Raw genomic sequence first — 15460 nt, forward strand, 5'->3', positions numbered from 1 at the left:
ATCGCTGTGGCCAATCCCTTATCTGTTGTGCGAGTGACCGGTCGCTATCTCAAGCGCGCGCTGCTGGTATGTCTGGTGTTACTGCTGGCATACCAGTTGTGGGTGTTTGCCAATTTGCTGTGGTGGAAGTGGTTCAACCCGGTGGAAACCAGTTTTATGGCGTTGCGCCTTGATGAATTGCGCGAGAAAAATCCTGACATCGAGCTGCGCCATCAATGGGTTCCCTATGAGCGAATTTCCATTCACTTGAAACGCGCAGTGGTGGCGACGGAAGATGATAAATTCATTGACCATCATGGCTTCGACTGGGAAGGCATCAAGGTGGCGTTGGAAAAAAACCAGCGGCGCGGCCGCCTTTCAGCAGGCGGTTCTACCATCACCCAGCAACTTGCCAAAAATCTGTTTTTATCCCCTAAACGGAGCTACGTGCGCAAATTACAGGAAGCCGTCATCGCTGGCATGATAGAGGCGCTTTGGGATAAGCGCCGCATCCTGGAGGTTTATCTGAATGTGGTGGAGTGGGGCGATGGGGTTTACGGCGCAGAGGCGGCCGCACGTCACTATTTTGAGACCTCCGCCGCGAATCTCAATAAAGCCCAGGCTGTGAGGATCGCCGTTATGCTGCCAAATCCGCGGCGCTTCGAGCGACGCTATCCCGACTATCTGGTAACTCACTCCCGCCGTATTCAGGCACGTATGCACTACACCCGGGTGCCCGATTAAGGGCGCCGGTCGTTTATCTTCTTTATATCTCCGGCTATGCACGAAACCACGGATGTTACGGTTCTCGCCTGCGGGCTTTTACGTTACAATCGCGCGTTTTTATATTTCGGCAGTAGATGCCGGTTGAAAATCGTTAACCTGATGACTTCATGAGGTGATTGTCATGCCTATTTACGAATACCTGTGTCAATCCTGTAACCATGAATTGGAAGCGATTCAAAAGCTGAGTGAAGCTCCCTTGGTGGAGTGCCCGGCTTGTGCGCAACCGACCTTGAAAAAGAAAATTTCAGCAGCTGGCTTCCGTCTGAAGGGCGGTGGTTGGTATGAAACCGACTTTAAATCCGGCAACAAGAAAAATCTGGCGGGCGAGGGCAGCAAGCCGGCTGGCTCCGGTGATACCAAACCGGCCGCCGCACCCGCCGCCAGCTCTACGCCGGCCAGTGCGTAATCGGCGTTCATGCCGCAACGTTTATCAGTGACTTTCAAGACAACAGGAAAATGCTATGCGCAGTGAATACTGTGGCGCTCTAAATGCCTCTTTTATTGATCAGGAAGTGACCCTCTGCGGATGGGTTGATCGTCGTCGCGACCACGGCGGCGTTATTTTTATCGACCTGCGTGACCGTGACGGTATTGTGCAGGTGGTGTTTGATCCTGATGGCAAAGAGAATTTTGCGCTCGCGGACAAAGTGCGCAGCGAATATGTTTTGCAGGTCACTGGTAAGGTCCGTGCCCGCACCGCTGCGACGGTGAACCCGAACATGCCAACCGGTGAGATTGAGGTGTATGGCACGGGTTTGAAGATCCTCAACGAAGCGGAAACCATTCCATTTCCCCTCGACAGCTATGCCAACGTCGGTGAAGACGTGCGCCTGAAGTACCGCTTCCTGGACCTGCGTCGCACCGAGATGCAGAAGAACCTGCGTTTCCGTTCGCAAGTAACCAGCGCCATTCGCCGCTACCTGGACACCAATGGTTTCATCGATGTGGAAACCCCGATACTGACCCGGGCCACCCCGGAAGGCGCGCGCGACTATCTGGTGCCATCGCGTACTCACGATGGCAAATTCTTCGCTTTGCCCCAATCACCGCAGCTTTTCAAACAATTGCTGATGGTGGCCGGCTTCGATCGTTACTATCAAATCGCCAAGTGCTTCCGCGATGAAGACCTGCGTGCGGACCGCCAGCCAGAATTCACCCAGATCGATATTGAAACCTCCTTTATGTCGCAAGAGCAGATCATGTCGGTAACCGAAGGCATGGTGCGCGAACTGTTCCGCGATTTGATGGGTGTGGAGTTCCCAGAGTTACAGCGCATGCCTTTCTCAGAAGCGATTGCCAAATATGGCTCGGACAAGCCGGATATGCGTATCCCGCTGGAGATGGTGGATATCAAGGATCTGGTTACCGATGTGGAGTTCAAGGTCTTTGCCGGTCCCGCCAACGATCCGAAAGCCCGCGTCACTGCGCTGAAAGTACCCGGTGGCAACGATAAATTGACCCGCAAACAAATCGACGACTACACCAAGTTTGTCGGCATTTATGGTGCAAAAGGTCTGGCCTATATCAAGGTCAACGATAAATCTGACCTGGAAGAAGGCTTGCAATCACCCATCGTGAAGAACCTGCCGGTGCCGGTGCGCGCGGCGATTCTGGAGCGCGTGGGTGCGGAAAACGGTGACCTCATCTTCTTCGGCGCTGACAAACACAAGGTTGTCACTGAGGCACTGGGTGCTTTGCGCTGCAAGCTGGGTGCAGACCTGAACCTCTACACCTGCGAGTGGGCGCCATTGTGGGTGGTGGACTTCCCCATGTTCGAAGAGGACGACAAAGGCAACTGGAGTGCGCTGCACCATCCGTTTACCGCGCCTTCTTGTTCACCCGAAGAGCTTGCTGCTAACCCCGGCTCCGCCCTGTCACAAGCATATGACCTGGTATTGAACGGCACAGAATTGGGTGGTGGTTCAGTCCGTATCCACACCCAACCCATGCAGCAAGCCGTGTTCAACCTGTTGGGTATTAATGAAGAAGAACAACGCGAGAAGTTCGGCTTCCTGTTGGACGCCCTGAAGTACGGCGCTCCACCACACGGCGGTTTGGCCTTCGGTCTCGACCGCTTGATCATGCTGATGACCGGCTCCAGCTCAATCCGCGACGTCATCGCCTTCCCCAAGACCCAGAGCGCCGCCTGCGTTATGACCGATGCACCGGGTGCGGTGGATGAGTTACAACTGCGTGAGTTGCACATTCGTTTGAGAAAGAAAGAGCAAGCAGCTCCGGTTTCTGAGTAGTATCGGAGTGGGGAGTTGGGTTGCGGGGTGCGAGACACGCCGTAAACCCATCCATGGGGGCTCAACAACGGCATCCATGCCGTTGATGGTCTCGCACCCCGCAACCCAACTCCTCGATGATGTGTAGAAGAAGTAGGTCGGATTAGCCGCAGGCGTAATCCGACACAATAAGAAAGTTTGGAGGAAAACCATGGCTGGCCACAGCAAATGGGCAAATATCAAACACCGTAAAGCCCGTCAAGACGCCAAAAAAGGCAAAGTCTTCACCAAAGTTATTCGTGAACTGACCGTTGCAGCCAAAGGCGGCCCCAACCCGGCTGATAACCCGCGCCTGCGCGCTGCGGTCGATAAAGCGCTCAGCGAAAACATGAAGCGCGACACCATCGACAAAGCCATTGCGCGCGGCGCCGGTACTGCTGATGGGGATAACTACGAGGAAATTACCTACGAAGGTTATGGTGTCGGCGGTGTTGCTTTTATCGTGGAATGCATGACGGACAACCGCAATCGCACCGTGGGTGAGGTGCGTCACGCTTTTACCAAACGCGGCGGAAACCTGGGTACCGACGGTTCGGTCGCCTATTTATTCAGTCGTAAAGGGCAGATCAGTTTCGAGCCAGGTATTGATGAAGACAAATTAATGGAAGCTGCATTGGAAGCTGGGGCTGACGATGTGATTACCAACGATGATGGTTCCTATGACGTGATGACGTCCTTTGAAGATTATCTCAATGTAAAAGATGCGCTCCTTGAAGCCGGGTTCAAACCAGCCAGTGCGGATATCGCGATGATCCCTTCAGTAACGGTTTCGCTGGATAAAGAGGGCGCGGAAAAAATCCTGGGGTTGGTCGATATGCTCGAAGATCTGGACGATGTACAGAATGTCTACACCAATGCCGACATTCCGGATGATGTAATGGAGCAACTTAACTCATAAAACCACCTTCTCCTGCGGCAACTGGTGCTAGCCAGCTTGCCGCCGCTCTTGCGCTTGCGACAGGCGCCACTCCATGTGACACTTCCCCCACCTTTTAAGACGCGCACTTATCCTTATGGCACTGATCTTGGGTATCGACCCTGGCTCCCGCAAAACCGGCTTCGGCATTATCAATGCTGTGGGGCGGAAGGCGGAGTATGTTACCAGCGGCGTGATTCGCGTTCCCGACCTCGACCTGCCCGAACGCCTCAAGATTATCTTTGACTCCGTTACCCAGATTATTCAGCAGTATTGCCCCCAGGAGATGGCGATTGAACAGGTGTTCATGGCCAAGAATGCCAGTTCGGCACTCAAGTTGGGGCAGGCGCGGGGAGCAGCCATCGTGGCGGCAGTCGCCTTGGCCTTGCCGGTGTCGGAATATGAGGCGCGCAAGGTCAAGCAATCGGTGGTAGGGCATGGGGCGGCGGATAAAACTCAGGTTCAGCATATGGTGAAAACCCTGTTGAAACTGCCAGCTGAGCCTCAGGAGGATGCGGCGGATGCGTTGGCAGTAGCGCTGTGTCACGCCAATACGCAACAACATTTGATTAAACTTGCCGGTTCCAGCAGCTTCCGCCGGGGCAGGGTGATTTAATCGAACAATATCAGAGCCAGAAGCCGGATTAACCAGAGTGAGTTTTCATGATAGGACGTTTACGCGGAACCGTTATTGAGAAGCAACCGCCATATTTGTTGCTGGATGTAAATGGTGTGGGCTATGAATTGCAGGCTCCTATGACGACTTTTTATCGTTTGCCTGCACTGGGTGTTGAGGTGGTGCTGCACACGCATCTTTCTATTACCGAAAACCTGCATCAATTGTTTGCGTTCATTGATCAACGTGATCGCGCACTGTTTCGGACGCTGATTAAAGTGAATGGTGTCGGCCCCAAACTGGCAATTGCGATTTTATCCGGTATGGAAGCAGACGATATTGCGCGCTGTGTGCGTGAACACAATATTACGGCGCTGACCAAGCTTCCGGGAATTGGAAAAAAAACGGCCGAGCGATTGGTCATTGAATTACAGGATCGACTCAAAACCTGGGATTTACCCCACGCAGAACATCTGCCGGATAATCACCAGCAAGGCGTATTGAACACCAATGAGGTGTTGGCAGAAGCGGAAAGTGCATTGATTGCCCTGGGTTATAAACCGGTTGATGCGGCGAAGATGATTGCCTCCGCAGCAAAACATCATCCGGAGGCGAGCAGCCAGGAACTTATTCGTTTGGCATTGCGCAGCATAGCGCCGGTCTAACCTGATGGTGAAAACGTATGATTGAAACAGATCGTTTGATTGCCCCCACCGCCAGAGATCGTGAAGATCAACTTGATCGGGCGGTGCGCCCGCGCAGTTTGGCCGACTATGTTGGTCAACCCGTGGTGCGCGAGCAGATGGAAATTTTTATCGGCGCAGCAAAAAAACGCAATGAAGCGCTGGACCACACGCTTGTATTCGGGCCTCCGGGTTTGGGTAAAACCACATTGGCGAACATTATTGCCAATGAAATGGGAGTTTCGCTGAAGAGTACCTCCGGTCCGGTATTGGAAAAAGCCGGGGATTTGGCTGCGCTGATGACCAATCTTGAACCGGGCGATGTGTTGTTTATCGACGAGATTCATCGTTTGAGCCCAGTGGTGGAAGAAATTCTTTATCCTGCAATGGAAGATTTTCAGCTGGATATCATGATCGGCGAAGGGCCGGCAGCGCGTTCGATCAAACTGGACTTGCCGCAGTTTACGTTGGTGGGGGCAACCACCCGCGCAGGTTTACTTACTTCTCCCTTGCGTGATCGGTTCGGGATCGTGCAACGCCTGGAGTTCTACAATGTTGCTGATCTCACTCACATTGTTGCGCGCTCCGCAGCATTGTTGGGGGTGAGTATGGAGCCTCAAGGTGCAGCTGAAATAGCCAAGCGTTCTCGTGGCACACCGCGTATCGCCAATCGCTTGCTGCGTCGCGTGCGCGATTTTGCCGAGATGAAAGGTGATGGCATAGTCAGTGCTGAGATGGCGGACGGTGCGCTTAATATGTTGAATGTCGATGATCGGGGTTTTGATCATATGGACCGTCGCTTGCTGCTCGCGATGATGAATAATTTTGATGGTGGGCCGGTAGGTGTTGAGAGTCTGGCGGCGGCCATTAGTGAAGATCGCGGAACAATAGAAGATGTCATCGAGCCCTATCTGATTCAGCAAGGGTTTCTGGCACGCACACCGCGCGGTCGTGTTCTCACAGCAAACGCATACTTGCACTTCGGCATAACCATGCCCAAACGCTTGCAAGACGATACCGAATAACTTTTCCAATGTTTTTGGTTATGGAATTTCACGCATGACGGCTTTCGCATTACCGGTTCGTATTTACATAGAAGATACTGATGCGGGCGGTATTGTTTACTACGTCAACTATTTAAAGTTCATGGAGCGATCCCGTACAGAATTTTTGCGCAGTCTGGGGTATGATAAGCCCGCTATTTTGGACGAGGGTCTTTTACTTGTCGTTCACTCTGCACAAGTCATTTATCGGCGTCCGGCGCGCCTGGATGACCAGCTGGAGGTGACGACTGAGGTTGTCAAAATCGCGCGTACTTACGTGGAGTTTCAACAGAATGTTTTGCGCGGGAACGATTTAATGTGCGAGGGTCTAATTCGCATCGCTTGCGTCAGCGGCGAGACAATGAAACCTAACCCTATTCCCATCGCCATGTTTGAACGCATCAAGTCGCATACCAATACCAACTAAGAGCTACAGAGTGTTATGTCAGAAGCTGAAAATACCTTATCGATCTGGAGTTTGATTGCCGAAGCCAGTTTCGTTGTGCAACTGGTTATGTTGATTCTCTTCCTCGCTTCCATGGTTTCCTGGGTGATGATTTTTCAGCGCGGAATGTACCAGCGCAAAGCCCATAATTCCTTCCTCGCCTTTGAAAAACAATTCTGGTCCGGCATCGACCTCAACCAGTTATTCCGCCAAGGCAATGGCCGCAATGATACCGACGGCGTGGAGAATATTTTCCGTGCCGGGTTCAAGGAATTTACGCGTTTACGCCAACAGACCGGTGCTGACCCGGATGCAGTGATGGAAGGATCACAGCGGGCCATGCGTGTAGCGCTGGCGCGTGAGGAAGAAAAACTGGAAGCCGGTTTGCCGTTTCTGGCCAGTGTTGCGTCTGTCAGCCCATACATCGGTTTGTTCGGTACGGTATGGGGAATCATGAATTCATTTCGTGGCCTGGCAAATGTGCATCAGACAACTCTGGCGACGGTTGCTCCAGGTATCTCCGAGGCGCTGATAGCTACCGCCATCGGGCTTTTTGCAGCAATTCCTGCGGTTCTGGCTTACAACCGCTACTCGACGCGCGCCGAAACCTTGATGGGAAATTACCAGACTTTCGCAGAAGAGTTTTCAGCTATTCTGCATCGCCAGGTACACAGCAAGCAGGTTTCCGCCTGAGTTAATCCAAATTTCATGGTTAAATGATATGTCCGGATTTGATCGGAAAGTAAAAAAGAAACCGATGGCTGAAATCAACGTGGTGCCATACATCGATGTGATGTTGGTGCTATTGATCGTGTTTATGGTTGCTGCACCGATGCTGACACAGGGTGTGAAAGTGGAGTTGCCGCAAGCAGCCTCGGAGCCAATCGATAACAAGGATGAAGAGCCGGTTACGGTTTCTGTCAAAAAGGACGGAAGCTACTACATTACGCTGGGCGGCGATGCGGAGCAGGCTCGCCCTCTTGCTGAAATCAAGGATATGGTGAGTAAGGTGTTGCGGCAGAGTCCCAAGACGCTTGTTCTGGTGCAAGGTGACCATAGCGTTGATTACGGCGTGGTTGTGTCACTAATGAGCGAATTGCAGAGTGCCGGGGCACCTTCCGTCGGCTTGGTTACTGAGCCTCCCCGTTAGGTATCTATGAAGCTGGACAGATTTTTTACAGTACCGGTATTGCTCAGTGTAACCTTGCACACGGCATTGTTGATTTTTATTGCTGGTAATTGGATGCAAAGCAAACCGGAAGAAACGATATACAAGCCGCATTATGTAAAGGCAACGCTGGTCGATATGACCCCCAAAGCCATCGCTGCTCCCCAGCAACCAAAACCTCAGGTGCTGGAGGCGCAACGAAAACAGGAGCAGGAGCGTAAGCGTCAGGAAGAGCAAGAGCGCCAACAAGCCGAAGCAAAAAAAATCCAGCAGAAAAAAGATCAGGAAGCAAAAGCCAAGGCAGAAGAAGCGCGTCTGCAAAAAATAAAAACTGAGCAGGCTAAACAGGCAGCAGCAAAAGCTGAACAGCAGCGTAAAAAGGAAGAGGAAGAAAAGAAGCGTAAGGCCGAGGCTGAACGTAAAAAGCGTGAGCAGCAACAGCGTGAAGCAATGGAGCGGCTTGAGGCGGCCTTACAAAAGGAAGAGCAGTTTCTCAGTGAACGTAGTGACGATGCTAATGTCCAGAGCTACGAGGCGCTAATACAGGAGCGGATTATTCAAAACTGGAGCCGTCCGCCCTCCGCCAGAAACGGCATGCAGGCGATTCTGGAAATCAACATGGTGCCGACGGGTCAGGTAGTGAACGTGCGGGTGATTAAAAGCAGTGGTGATGTCGCATTTGATCGTTCGGCCGAACAGGCGGTAAAGCGGGTTGATCGCTTTACCGAGATTATGGGTATGCCGTCAGATTTATTTGAACGTAACTTTCGAGTATTCCGATTATTATTCCAGCCAGAGGATTTACGTCAGTGAAACGTTATTTGCTGTTTTTTGTGCTTTTGATTTCAGGTATGGCACAAGCCCAGTTAACAATACAGATTTCCCGTGGGGCGGATAATCCGACTCGCATCGCGGTAGTACCTATGGCCACTCAAGGCTTGGCATTATCGGAAGATATCAGTGAAATCGTCAGTAATGATCTGGAGTTCACCGGTCAGTTTGCCGCAATTCCGCGAACTGATATGTTGTCTTTCCCACGTAACGAAGCTGAAGTGCATTATCGCGATTGGAATGTGCTCAAGGCAGAATATTTATTAATAGGCTCTGTAGAGCAGCGTGCAGGGCGTTATTACGCCAGCTATCAACTGTTTGATGTCCTGGGTCAGCGCAAAGTATTACCAAAATTGTCAGTTGATGGGACGGAAGCTCAATTGCGTGACCTGGCTCACCACATCAGTGACAAGGTTTATGAAACTATTACTGGTATTCGTGGCATATTTTCCACCAAGCTGATTTATGTAGAAGCTTTTCAACAGAAAGGCAGAAATGATAAATATCGATTGATGTTGTCGGACGTGGACGGAGCTCGTTCGCGATTATTGCTTGAATCCGGTGAGCCGATTATGTCACCGATGTGGTCTCCGGATGGTCGTCGGGTTGCATATGTTTCTTTTGAATCGGATCGTCCTGCAGTTTATGTTCAGGAGATTGCAACAGGCAGAAGAGAGCAGCTGACAAATTTTAAAGGTTTGAATGGTGCGCCTGCATGGGCGCCTGATGGACAGCGTCTGGCATTGGTTTTGTCGAAGGATGGCAATCCGGAAATTTACACGCTGAATATTATTACTCGACAACTGTCGCGCATGACAAATCATTTTGGAATTGATACTGAACCTGCATGGACGGCCGATGGTACTGGCATTATTTTCACCTCCAATCGTGGAGGAAAGCCACAAATATACCAAGTAAATGTTGCAACTTTGCAGGTGGAGCGTGTAACCTTTGACGGCGAGCAAAACACTCGTGGTCGCGTCTCTCCTGATGGTAAAAGCTTGGTTATGGTTCATCAACGAGGTGGTACATATCACCTCGCTGCACAAGACCTTAAGACAGGAAATTTACGCATTTTGACAGAGACAGATTTAGACGAGTCGCCTACTATAGCTCCCAATGGCGCTATGCTGATGTATGCGACTCGCTTTGGTGGTAAGGGTATACTGGCAGCGGTTTCCTTGGATGCCAGAACCAGAGTTCGTCTACCATCAAAACAAGGTGATGTGCGGGAACCCGCATGGTCACCATTTTTTTAAATAAACCTCAGTACTGCTAGTTCACCACTTGATTGGAGTTACACACACATGATCACTAAATCATTAAAACAAGGTTTAACCTTCGCTGTTATTATGTCTTTCCTGGTTGGTTGCTCCAGCAGCAGCACTCAGGAAGAGGAAACTACCACTACTGCTCCTGTAGTGCCTGAAGAAACTGTTAACGAAGTTGAAGAGCAAGCACCGCTCGAAACTATCGTGTACTTCGACTTCGACCAAGCTACTCTGAAGCCTGAAACCCGTGCGCTGTTGTTGGCTCATGCAGATCGTCTGAAATCTTCTGGTGCTGCTACCCGTCTGGAAGGTCATGCTGACGAGCGCGGCTCTCGCGAATACAACATTGCTCTGGGTGAGCGTCGTGCGAACGCTGTGCGCGACTTCCTGGTACTGCAAGGTGTAAGCGCTTCTTCTTTGGAAGTTGTGAGCTACGGTGAAGAGCGTCCGCTTGCCACTGGCAGCGATGAGTCTTCCTACTCTCAAAACCGTCGTGTAGAACTGAAGTACTAATCAAGAGTCAACAACCCGTATGTCGAAATACCTGTTAGCTGCTGTTCTGTTTATTGCAGTCCCTGCATCCCAGGCGCAAGTGCGGGTTGTTGAATCCTCGCCCCAGAGACCACTCTCTGGGGTGGCTCAACCGATTGAGTCGGTTAACGCTCAAACAAATGCGTATTTTGAACTCCAATCACTCAAGGAAGAAGTTTCTCTGCTACGAGGTTTGGTAGAGGAACAGGCTCACGAGATTTCTCGTTTAAAACAGCAGCAAATGGATAACTACCTTGATCTGGATAAACGCTTGAACGCCTTGTCTGGTGGTGGCAATCCTGCTCCTGTTGATACATCTCTTTTGCCACCGTCACCCGTTGAAAGCGCAGGTGGCGGTGTCTCTATTCCGAATTCCAATAGTGCTCTCGGTGAAGCCGAGGTCTATGCTGCAGCATATAACCTGTTGAAACAGCGTCAGATTGATCCCGCCATTGCGGCCTTTAAAGACCATCTCTCCCGTTTTCCCAACGGCGCCTATGCGGGCAATAGCTATTATTGGCTGGGAGAAATCTACCTGCTGAAGAATGAATTATCTGATTCGCGAAATTGGTTTACTCAATTGCTTGAGAAGTTTCCTAATGATCGCAAAGTACCTGATGCGAAGTTCAAGCTGGGTAAGGTATACCACTTGCTAGGGGAAGATGATCAAGGCAGAAAGTTGCTTGAAGATGTCGCTGCTGGCAGTGGTGATTCAGCTCGATTGGCTAAACAATATTTGCAGGAAAATTTCTAAAGGTGTCGGGTTTATTTTTATAGGCCGATATTCTTGATGTAAAAAAAGAGTGGGGCCAACCTTGCGGTTAGCCCCATAGCTTTCCAGCTCCTCTCCAGGTTTTACTTTAATTGCTAAAGAATTTAGTAATTAAAACTCAGCGTCCTGCTGACCAACCTTGCTGTTCCACTCTTGTGCCTGTCCTTCCGTGTTTACAACGTCCTTATACGGCACACATTCCTTTGTATTTCCTTAGATAGAGTGGGGCGCTTCCTTTGACCTTTCTTGGCCTGGGTACATCAATGTGTACTTCCTTGTTAAAAGCTATTCTCCAGAAAATGAGGTGTCGCAGATAGTCGAGAAAATCGCTATTTTTTGTAGGAAATTGACTACAGGATGGCGCGGATATCGGGATCTTATCCGACGTGATTGTCATCACTTTGGAATTTAAAGCTTTTGAAATCAAGCAATTAAGGTATGCCCGATAGGGAAAAGAGGATTGCTGATTGAGTGCGGCAGCGCACGTTATGTTAGTTGGAGGGGGCTTAAAGAGCGGTGAGGGCAGGATTGCCTCTGTAGAGAGACAATCCTGAGGAGCGTTTAAAGATTATCCAGGTATTTCTCGGCATCAAGCGCAGCCATACAGCCGGCTCCGGCAGATGTAATAGCTTGACGGTAAACATGATCAGCTACGTCACCTGCAGCAAATACCCCTGGAATATTGGTCCCGGTGGCATTCCCATGCAAACCGCTGTTTACCTTGATGTAGCCATCTTTCATATCAAGCTGGCCGGCAAAAATATCGGTGTTAGGCTTGTGGCCGATAGCGATAAACACACCTGCAACATCAATGTCCTGAGTGCTGCCGTCCTGGGTGCTTTTCAGGCGCAGGCCGGTAACACCGCTGTCTTCACCAAGAACTTCTTCCAGTGTATGGTTCCATATAATCCGCACATTACCGTTCGCCGCTTTAGCCAACAGTTTGTCTTGCAGGATTTTCTCGGACTTTAATTTATCCCGACGGTGAATCAAGGTCACTTCGCTGGCGATGTTGGACAGATATAAAGCTTCTTCTACCGCTGTATTGCCGCCACCGACTACTGCAACCTTTTGGCCACGATAAAAGAATCCGTCACAGGTCGCACAAGCGCTTACGCCTTTACCCATAAAGGCTTCTTCTGATGGAAGGCCCAGATATTGGGCGGAAGCACCGGTAGCAATGATCAAGGCATCACAGGTGTAGGTGTTGGTACCGAGCAATTTGAACGGACGTTCGGTCAATACAGTCTCATGGATGTGGTCAAAGAGGATCTGCGTATCAAAGCGCTCGGCATGTTCTTGCATCTGGACCATTAAATCCGGTCCCTGGAGGTCATGAGGACCGCCCGGCCAGTTTTCCACTTCGGTTGTGGTTGTTAGCTGACCACCTTGCTGCATGCCTGTAATAACGACTGGCTTTAGGTTGGCACGAGCGGCATAAATAGCTGCCGTATACCCGGCAGGGCCTGAACCGAGAATAATCAGTTGGTGGTGCTGTACGTCACTCATGATAGTTATCCTTAAAGCGTAATAAACAAGCTGTGAATAGAGATGGGTAAATTGGTGGCCATGATAAGTGAATACAGTGGGGTGAGCAAAATTGTCTGGTTCAATACAAGATATTGGCTGTGGCTATAGGGTATCGGCCGCTCAACAGTTATCTTTTATTGCATGAATGTTGGATGCTTCTCTTTATATGGTGGTAAAAACCACGTTAATTATTACAATAGGGCGCGAAATACCGTCCATTACTTGGGAATGTGCTTTTGAAATCAAATACTTCCAGTCGTAAAACTGCTCCTGCGGCACCTGAATCCGGCATTTTCCTGCGGATCGTGAAAGAAGGTGCGCTGATCGGTTTTGTGGCCATTTGTCTATTTTTATTGTTGGCGATGTTCAGTTACGACCCCGGCGATCCGGGCTGGTCGCGCACTGGTGCCAATATTCGCATACAAAATGCGGGTGGTCCCTTTGGTGCATGGATCGCCGATGTGTTTTTCTCGTTGTTTGGCTATCTGGCATACCTCTTCCCCGTTATGTTGGCTTATCGGGCCTGGATTGTTTTTCGCGATCGTGCCCATCAAACCACACCGGACTGGATATTAATCGGCTTGCGTTTGGTCGGCTTTATCCTGGTGATGGTTGCGGGTACTGGCCTGGCGGCTATGAATTACGGCAGTGAAATATCTGATCTCCCTTACTCTCATGGCGGGCTTTTAGGTGCATCTGTATCCGATGCGGTGAGCGGTGCCTTTAGCTATACCGGCGGTACTTTGCTGTTGATCGCCGTATTTCTGTTTGGTATGACCATCTTTACCGATTTGTCCTGGTTGGCGCTGATGGATGAGATCGGTCGCATCACCTTGTTGCTAATCAGCAAAATGCAGGAAAAGTGGTTGCACTTCCAGCGGCGGCGCCATGAGAAAAAATTAGCGAGTGAAGCTCAACAACATCGACGGGAAGTGGTTGCGCAACACGCCAAAGTGGAAGCCAAACGCATTCCACCAGTTATCACAGAACCACCCAAAAAGCCGACACCCAGTCCCCGTGTGCAAAAAGAAAAACAGGCATCGTTATTCGAGACTCTGGATACCAGCGTAGTGGGCGAACTGCCAGCGCTGAATTTGCTTGATCCAGCGGATAAACGTAGTGACAAAGGCTTTTCAAAAGAATCGCTGGAAGCTATGTCCAAGTTGCTGGAATTAAAACTTAAAGATTTCGGTATCGAAATCGAAGTGGTTTCAGTGCAACCTGGTCCGGTTGTTACCCGTTTTGAAATCCAGCCCGCACCCGGTATCAAAGCCAGTCGTATTTCCGGTTTGGCGAAGGATCTGGCACGTTCACTGGCTGTGATCAGTGTGCGAGTCGTTGAAGTGATTCCCGGCAAATCTGTTATGGGTATCGAAATCCCCAACGAGCATCGCGAGATTGTGCGTTTAAGTGAGGTCATCGCGTCAGAGACCTACGAGAACTCCCGTTCGCCCTTAACCATGGCTTTGGGACATGACATTTCTGGCGAGCCTGTCATTGCAGATTTGGCCAGGATGCCGCACTTATTGGTAGCGGGTACCACCGGCTCTGGTAAGTCTGTGGGCGTCAACGTCATGCTGTTGAGTCTTCTCTACAAGTCGACACCTAAAGAAGTGCGTCTGATTCTGGTAGACCCGAAGATGCTGGAGTTGTCTGTTTACGAAGGCATTCCCCATTTGCTGACGCCGGTCATTACCGATATGAAAGACGCCGCCAATGGTTTGCGTTGGTGTGTGGGCGAGATGGAGCGACGTTATAAGTTAATGGCTGCTTTGGGTGTGCGTAATCTGGCAGGTTTTAATCGCAAAATTGATGATGCGAACAAAGCCGGTACGCCTATTGCTGATCCACTGTTCAAGCCGGAGGAAAATTTCGAAGCAGGTGAGGCGGAAGCAACCGCGCCTAACCTCGAAACCTTGCCGATGATTGTCGTCGTGATCGATGAATTTGCCGATATGATGATGATTGTTGATAAGAAAAAAGTAGAGCAATTGATTGCGCGCATTGCGCAAAAAGCGCGGGCCGCCGGCATCCATTTAATACTGGCTACCCAGCGCCCCTCGGTAGACATCATCACCGGTCTCATTAAAGCCAACGTACCTACACGCATGGCATTCCAGGTATCTTCCAAGATAGATTCACGCACAATCCTTGATCAGGGTGGTGCCGAACAATTATTGGGGCATGGCGATATGTTGTACTTGCCACCCGGCACCAGTATTCCCGTGCGGGTTCACGGCGCTTTTGTGGATGATCATGAAGTGCATAAAGTGGTGGGAGATTGGAAAAAACGCGGTCAGCCAAATTATATTGACGGTATTACCGATGACAGTAACAACAGTATCCCGGTGCCTGGCATCAGTGGCGGCGAGGAAGGCGAGGGTGATAACGGTGAAGGCGATGCGCTTTACGATGAAGCCGTTGCCTTTGTTATTGAATCACGCAAGGCTTCAATTTCCTCGGTGCAGCGCAAACTGCGCATTGGTTATAACCGGGCCGCGCGTTTAATTGAAACAATGGAAGCTGCCGGTGTCGTATCTTCCGCAGGCCACAATGGTAACCGCGAAGTCCTGGTGCCTGGTGGCAGTCGTTAATTATCTA

At 50.6% G+C, this 15460-nt stretch carries 16 protein-coding genes; 15 read left to right on the top strand and 1 reads right to left on the bottom strand.

Annotated elements, in window-relative coordinates; all coding sequences use genetic code 11:
• Positions 1 to 6: 6 nt before the first annotated feature.
• The 14 genes from mtgA (at position 7) to CBR65_RS21735 (ending at position 11311) form a co-directional block, all read left to right on the top strand.
• Positions 7 to 723, top strand: a complete 717-nt coding sequence (gene mtgA, locus CBR65_RS21670; protein ID WP_232461282.1) for a monofunctional biosynthetic peptidoglycan transglycosylase — start codon at positions 7 to 9, stop codon at positions 721 to 723.
• A 163-nt stretch (positions 724 to 886) separates the two neighbouring features.
• A complete protein-coding gene (locus CBR65_RS21675; RefSeq protein ID WP_087468792.1) occupies positions 887 to 1171 on the top strand; it encodes an FmdB family zinc ribbon protein in 285 nt (94 codons plus the stop codon).
• Positions 1172 to 1226: 55 nt separating this feature from the next.
• A complete protein-coding gene (gene aspS / locus CBR65_RS21680; protein ID WP_087468793.1) occupies positions 1227 to 3014 on the top strand; it encodes an aspartate--tRNA ligase in 1788 nt (595 codons plus the stop codon).
• A 190-nt stretch (positions 3015 to 3204) separates the two neighbouring features.
• Positions 3205 to 3951, top strand: a complete 747-nt coding sequence (locus CBR65_RS21685; protein ID WP_087468794.1) for a YebC/PmpR family DNA-binding transcriptional regulator — start codon at positions 3205 to 3207, stop codon at positions 3949 to 3951.
• 115 nt (positions 3952 to 4066) lie between these two features.
• Positions 4067 to 4585 (top strand): crossover junction endodeoxyribonuclease RuvC, encoded by a 519-nt coding sequence (gene ruvC / locus CBR65_RS21690; protein ID WP_087468795.1) that lies wholly within the window; start codon positions 4067 to 4069, stop codon positions 4583 to 4585.
• A gap of 47 nt (positions 4586 to 4632) precedes the next feature.
• Entirely contained in the window at positions 4633 to 5250 is a 618-nt protein-coding gene (gene ruvA, locus CBR65_RS21695) for a Holliday junction branch migration protein RuvA (protein WP_087468796.1), read from the top strand.
• Between the two features lie 17 nt (positions 5251 to 5267).
• Entirely contained in the window at positions 5268 to 6293 is a 1026-nt protein-coding gene (gene ruvB, locus CBR65_RS21700; protein WP_087468797.1) for a Holliday junction branch migration DNA helicase RuvB, read from the top strand.
• A 34-nt stretch (positions 6294 to 6327) separates the two neighbouring features.
• Positions 6328 to 6738, top strand: coding sequence for a tol-pal system-associated acyl-CoA thioesterase (ybgC, locus tag CBR65_RS21705; protein WP_087468798.1), 411 nt, complete (start codon positions 6328 to 6330; stop codon positions 6736 to 6738).
• A 15-nt stretch (positions 6739 to 6753) separates the two neighbouring features.
• On the top strand, positions 6754 to 7449 hold the full coding sequence (tolQ, locus tag CBR65_RS21710; protein ID WP_087468799.1) for a protein TolQ: 696 nt from the start codon (positions 6754 to 6756) through the stop codon (positions 7447 to 7449).
• 64 nt (positions 7450 to 7513) lie between these two features.
• Entirely contained in the window at positions 7514 to 7906 is a 393-nt protein-coding gene (gene tolR / locus CBR65_RS21715) for a protein TolR (RefSeq protein WP_232461283.1), read from the top strand.
• Positions 7907 to 7912: 6 nt separating this feature from the next.
• The gene (locus tag CBR65_RS21720) at positions 7913 to 8737 is read left to right on the top strand and encodes a cell envelope integrity protein TolA (RefSeq protein ID WP_087468801.1); all 825 of its coding nucleotides are present in this window, start codon (positions 7913 to 7915) and stop codon (positions 8735 to 8737) included.
• 38 nt (positions 8738 to 8775) lie between these two features.
• The gene (tolB, locus tag CBR65_RS21725; RefSeq protein WP_232461460.1) at positions 8776 to 10014 is read left to right on the top strand and encodes a Tol-Pal system beta propeller repeat protein TolB; all 1239 of its coding nucleotides are present in this window, start codon (positions 8776 to 8778) and stop codon (positions 10012 to 10014) included.
• Positions 10015 to 10062: 48 nt separating this feature from the next.
• Positions 10063 to 10539 carry a peptidoglycan-associated lipoprotein Pal gene (pal, locus tag CBR65_RS21730; RefSeq protein WP_087468803.1) on the top strand — a complete coding sequence of 159 codons (477 nt, stop codon included), beginning with the start codon at positions 10063 to 10065 and terminating at the stop codon, positions 10537 to 10539.
• A gap of 19 nt (positions 10540 to 10558) precedes the next feature.
• Complete coding sequence (locus CBR65_RS21735) at positions 10559 to 11311, top strand: YbgF trimerization domain-containing protein (RefSeq protein ID WP_087468804.1); 753 nt, start codon at positions 10559 to 10561, stop codon at positions 11309 to 11311.
• 579 nt (positions 11312 to 11890) lie between these two features.
• On the opposite strand, the gene trxB is transcribed toward CBR65_RS21735, so the two are convergent.
• A complete protein-coding gene (gene trxB, locus CBR65_RS21740; protein ID WP_087468805.1) occupies positions 11891 to 12838 on the bottom strand; it encodes a thioredoxin-disulfide reductase in 948 nt (315 codons plus the stop codon).
• Between the two features lie 257 nt (positions 12839 to 13095).
• Here trxB and CBR65_RS21745 point away from each other — a divergent pair, with 257 nt between their 5' ends.
• Entirely contained in the window at positions 13096 to 15453 is a 2358-nt protein-coding gene (locus CBR65_RS21745) for a DNA translocase FtsK (RefSeq protein WP_087468806.1), read from the top strand.
• Positions 15454 to 15460: the final 7 nt, after the last annotated feature.

The organism is Cellvibrio sp. PSBB006 (assembly GCF_002162135.1).
Taxonomy (GTDB): Bacteria; Pseudomonadota; Gammaproteobacteria; order Pseudomonadales; family Cellvibrionaceae; genus Cellvibrio.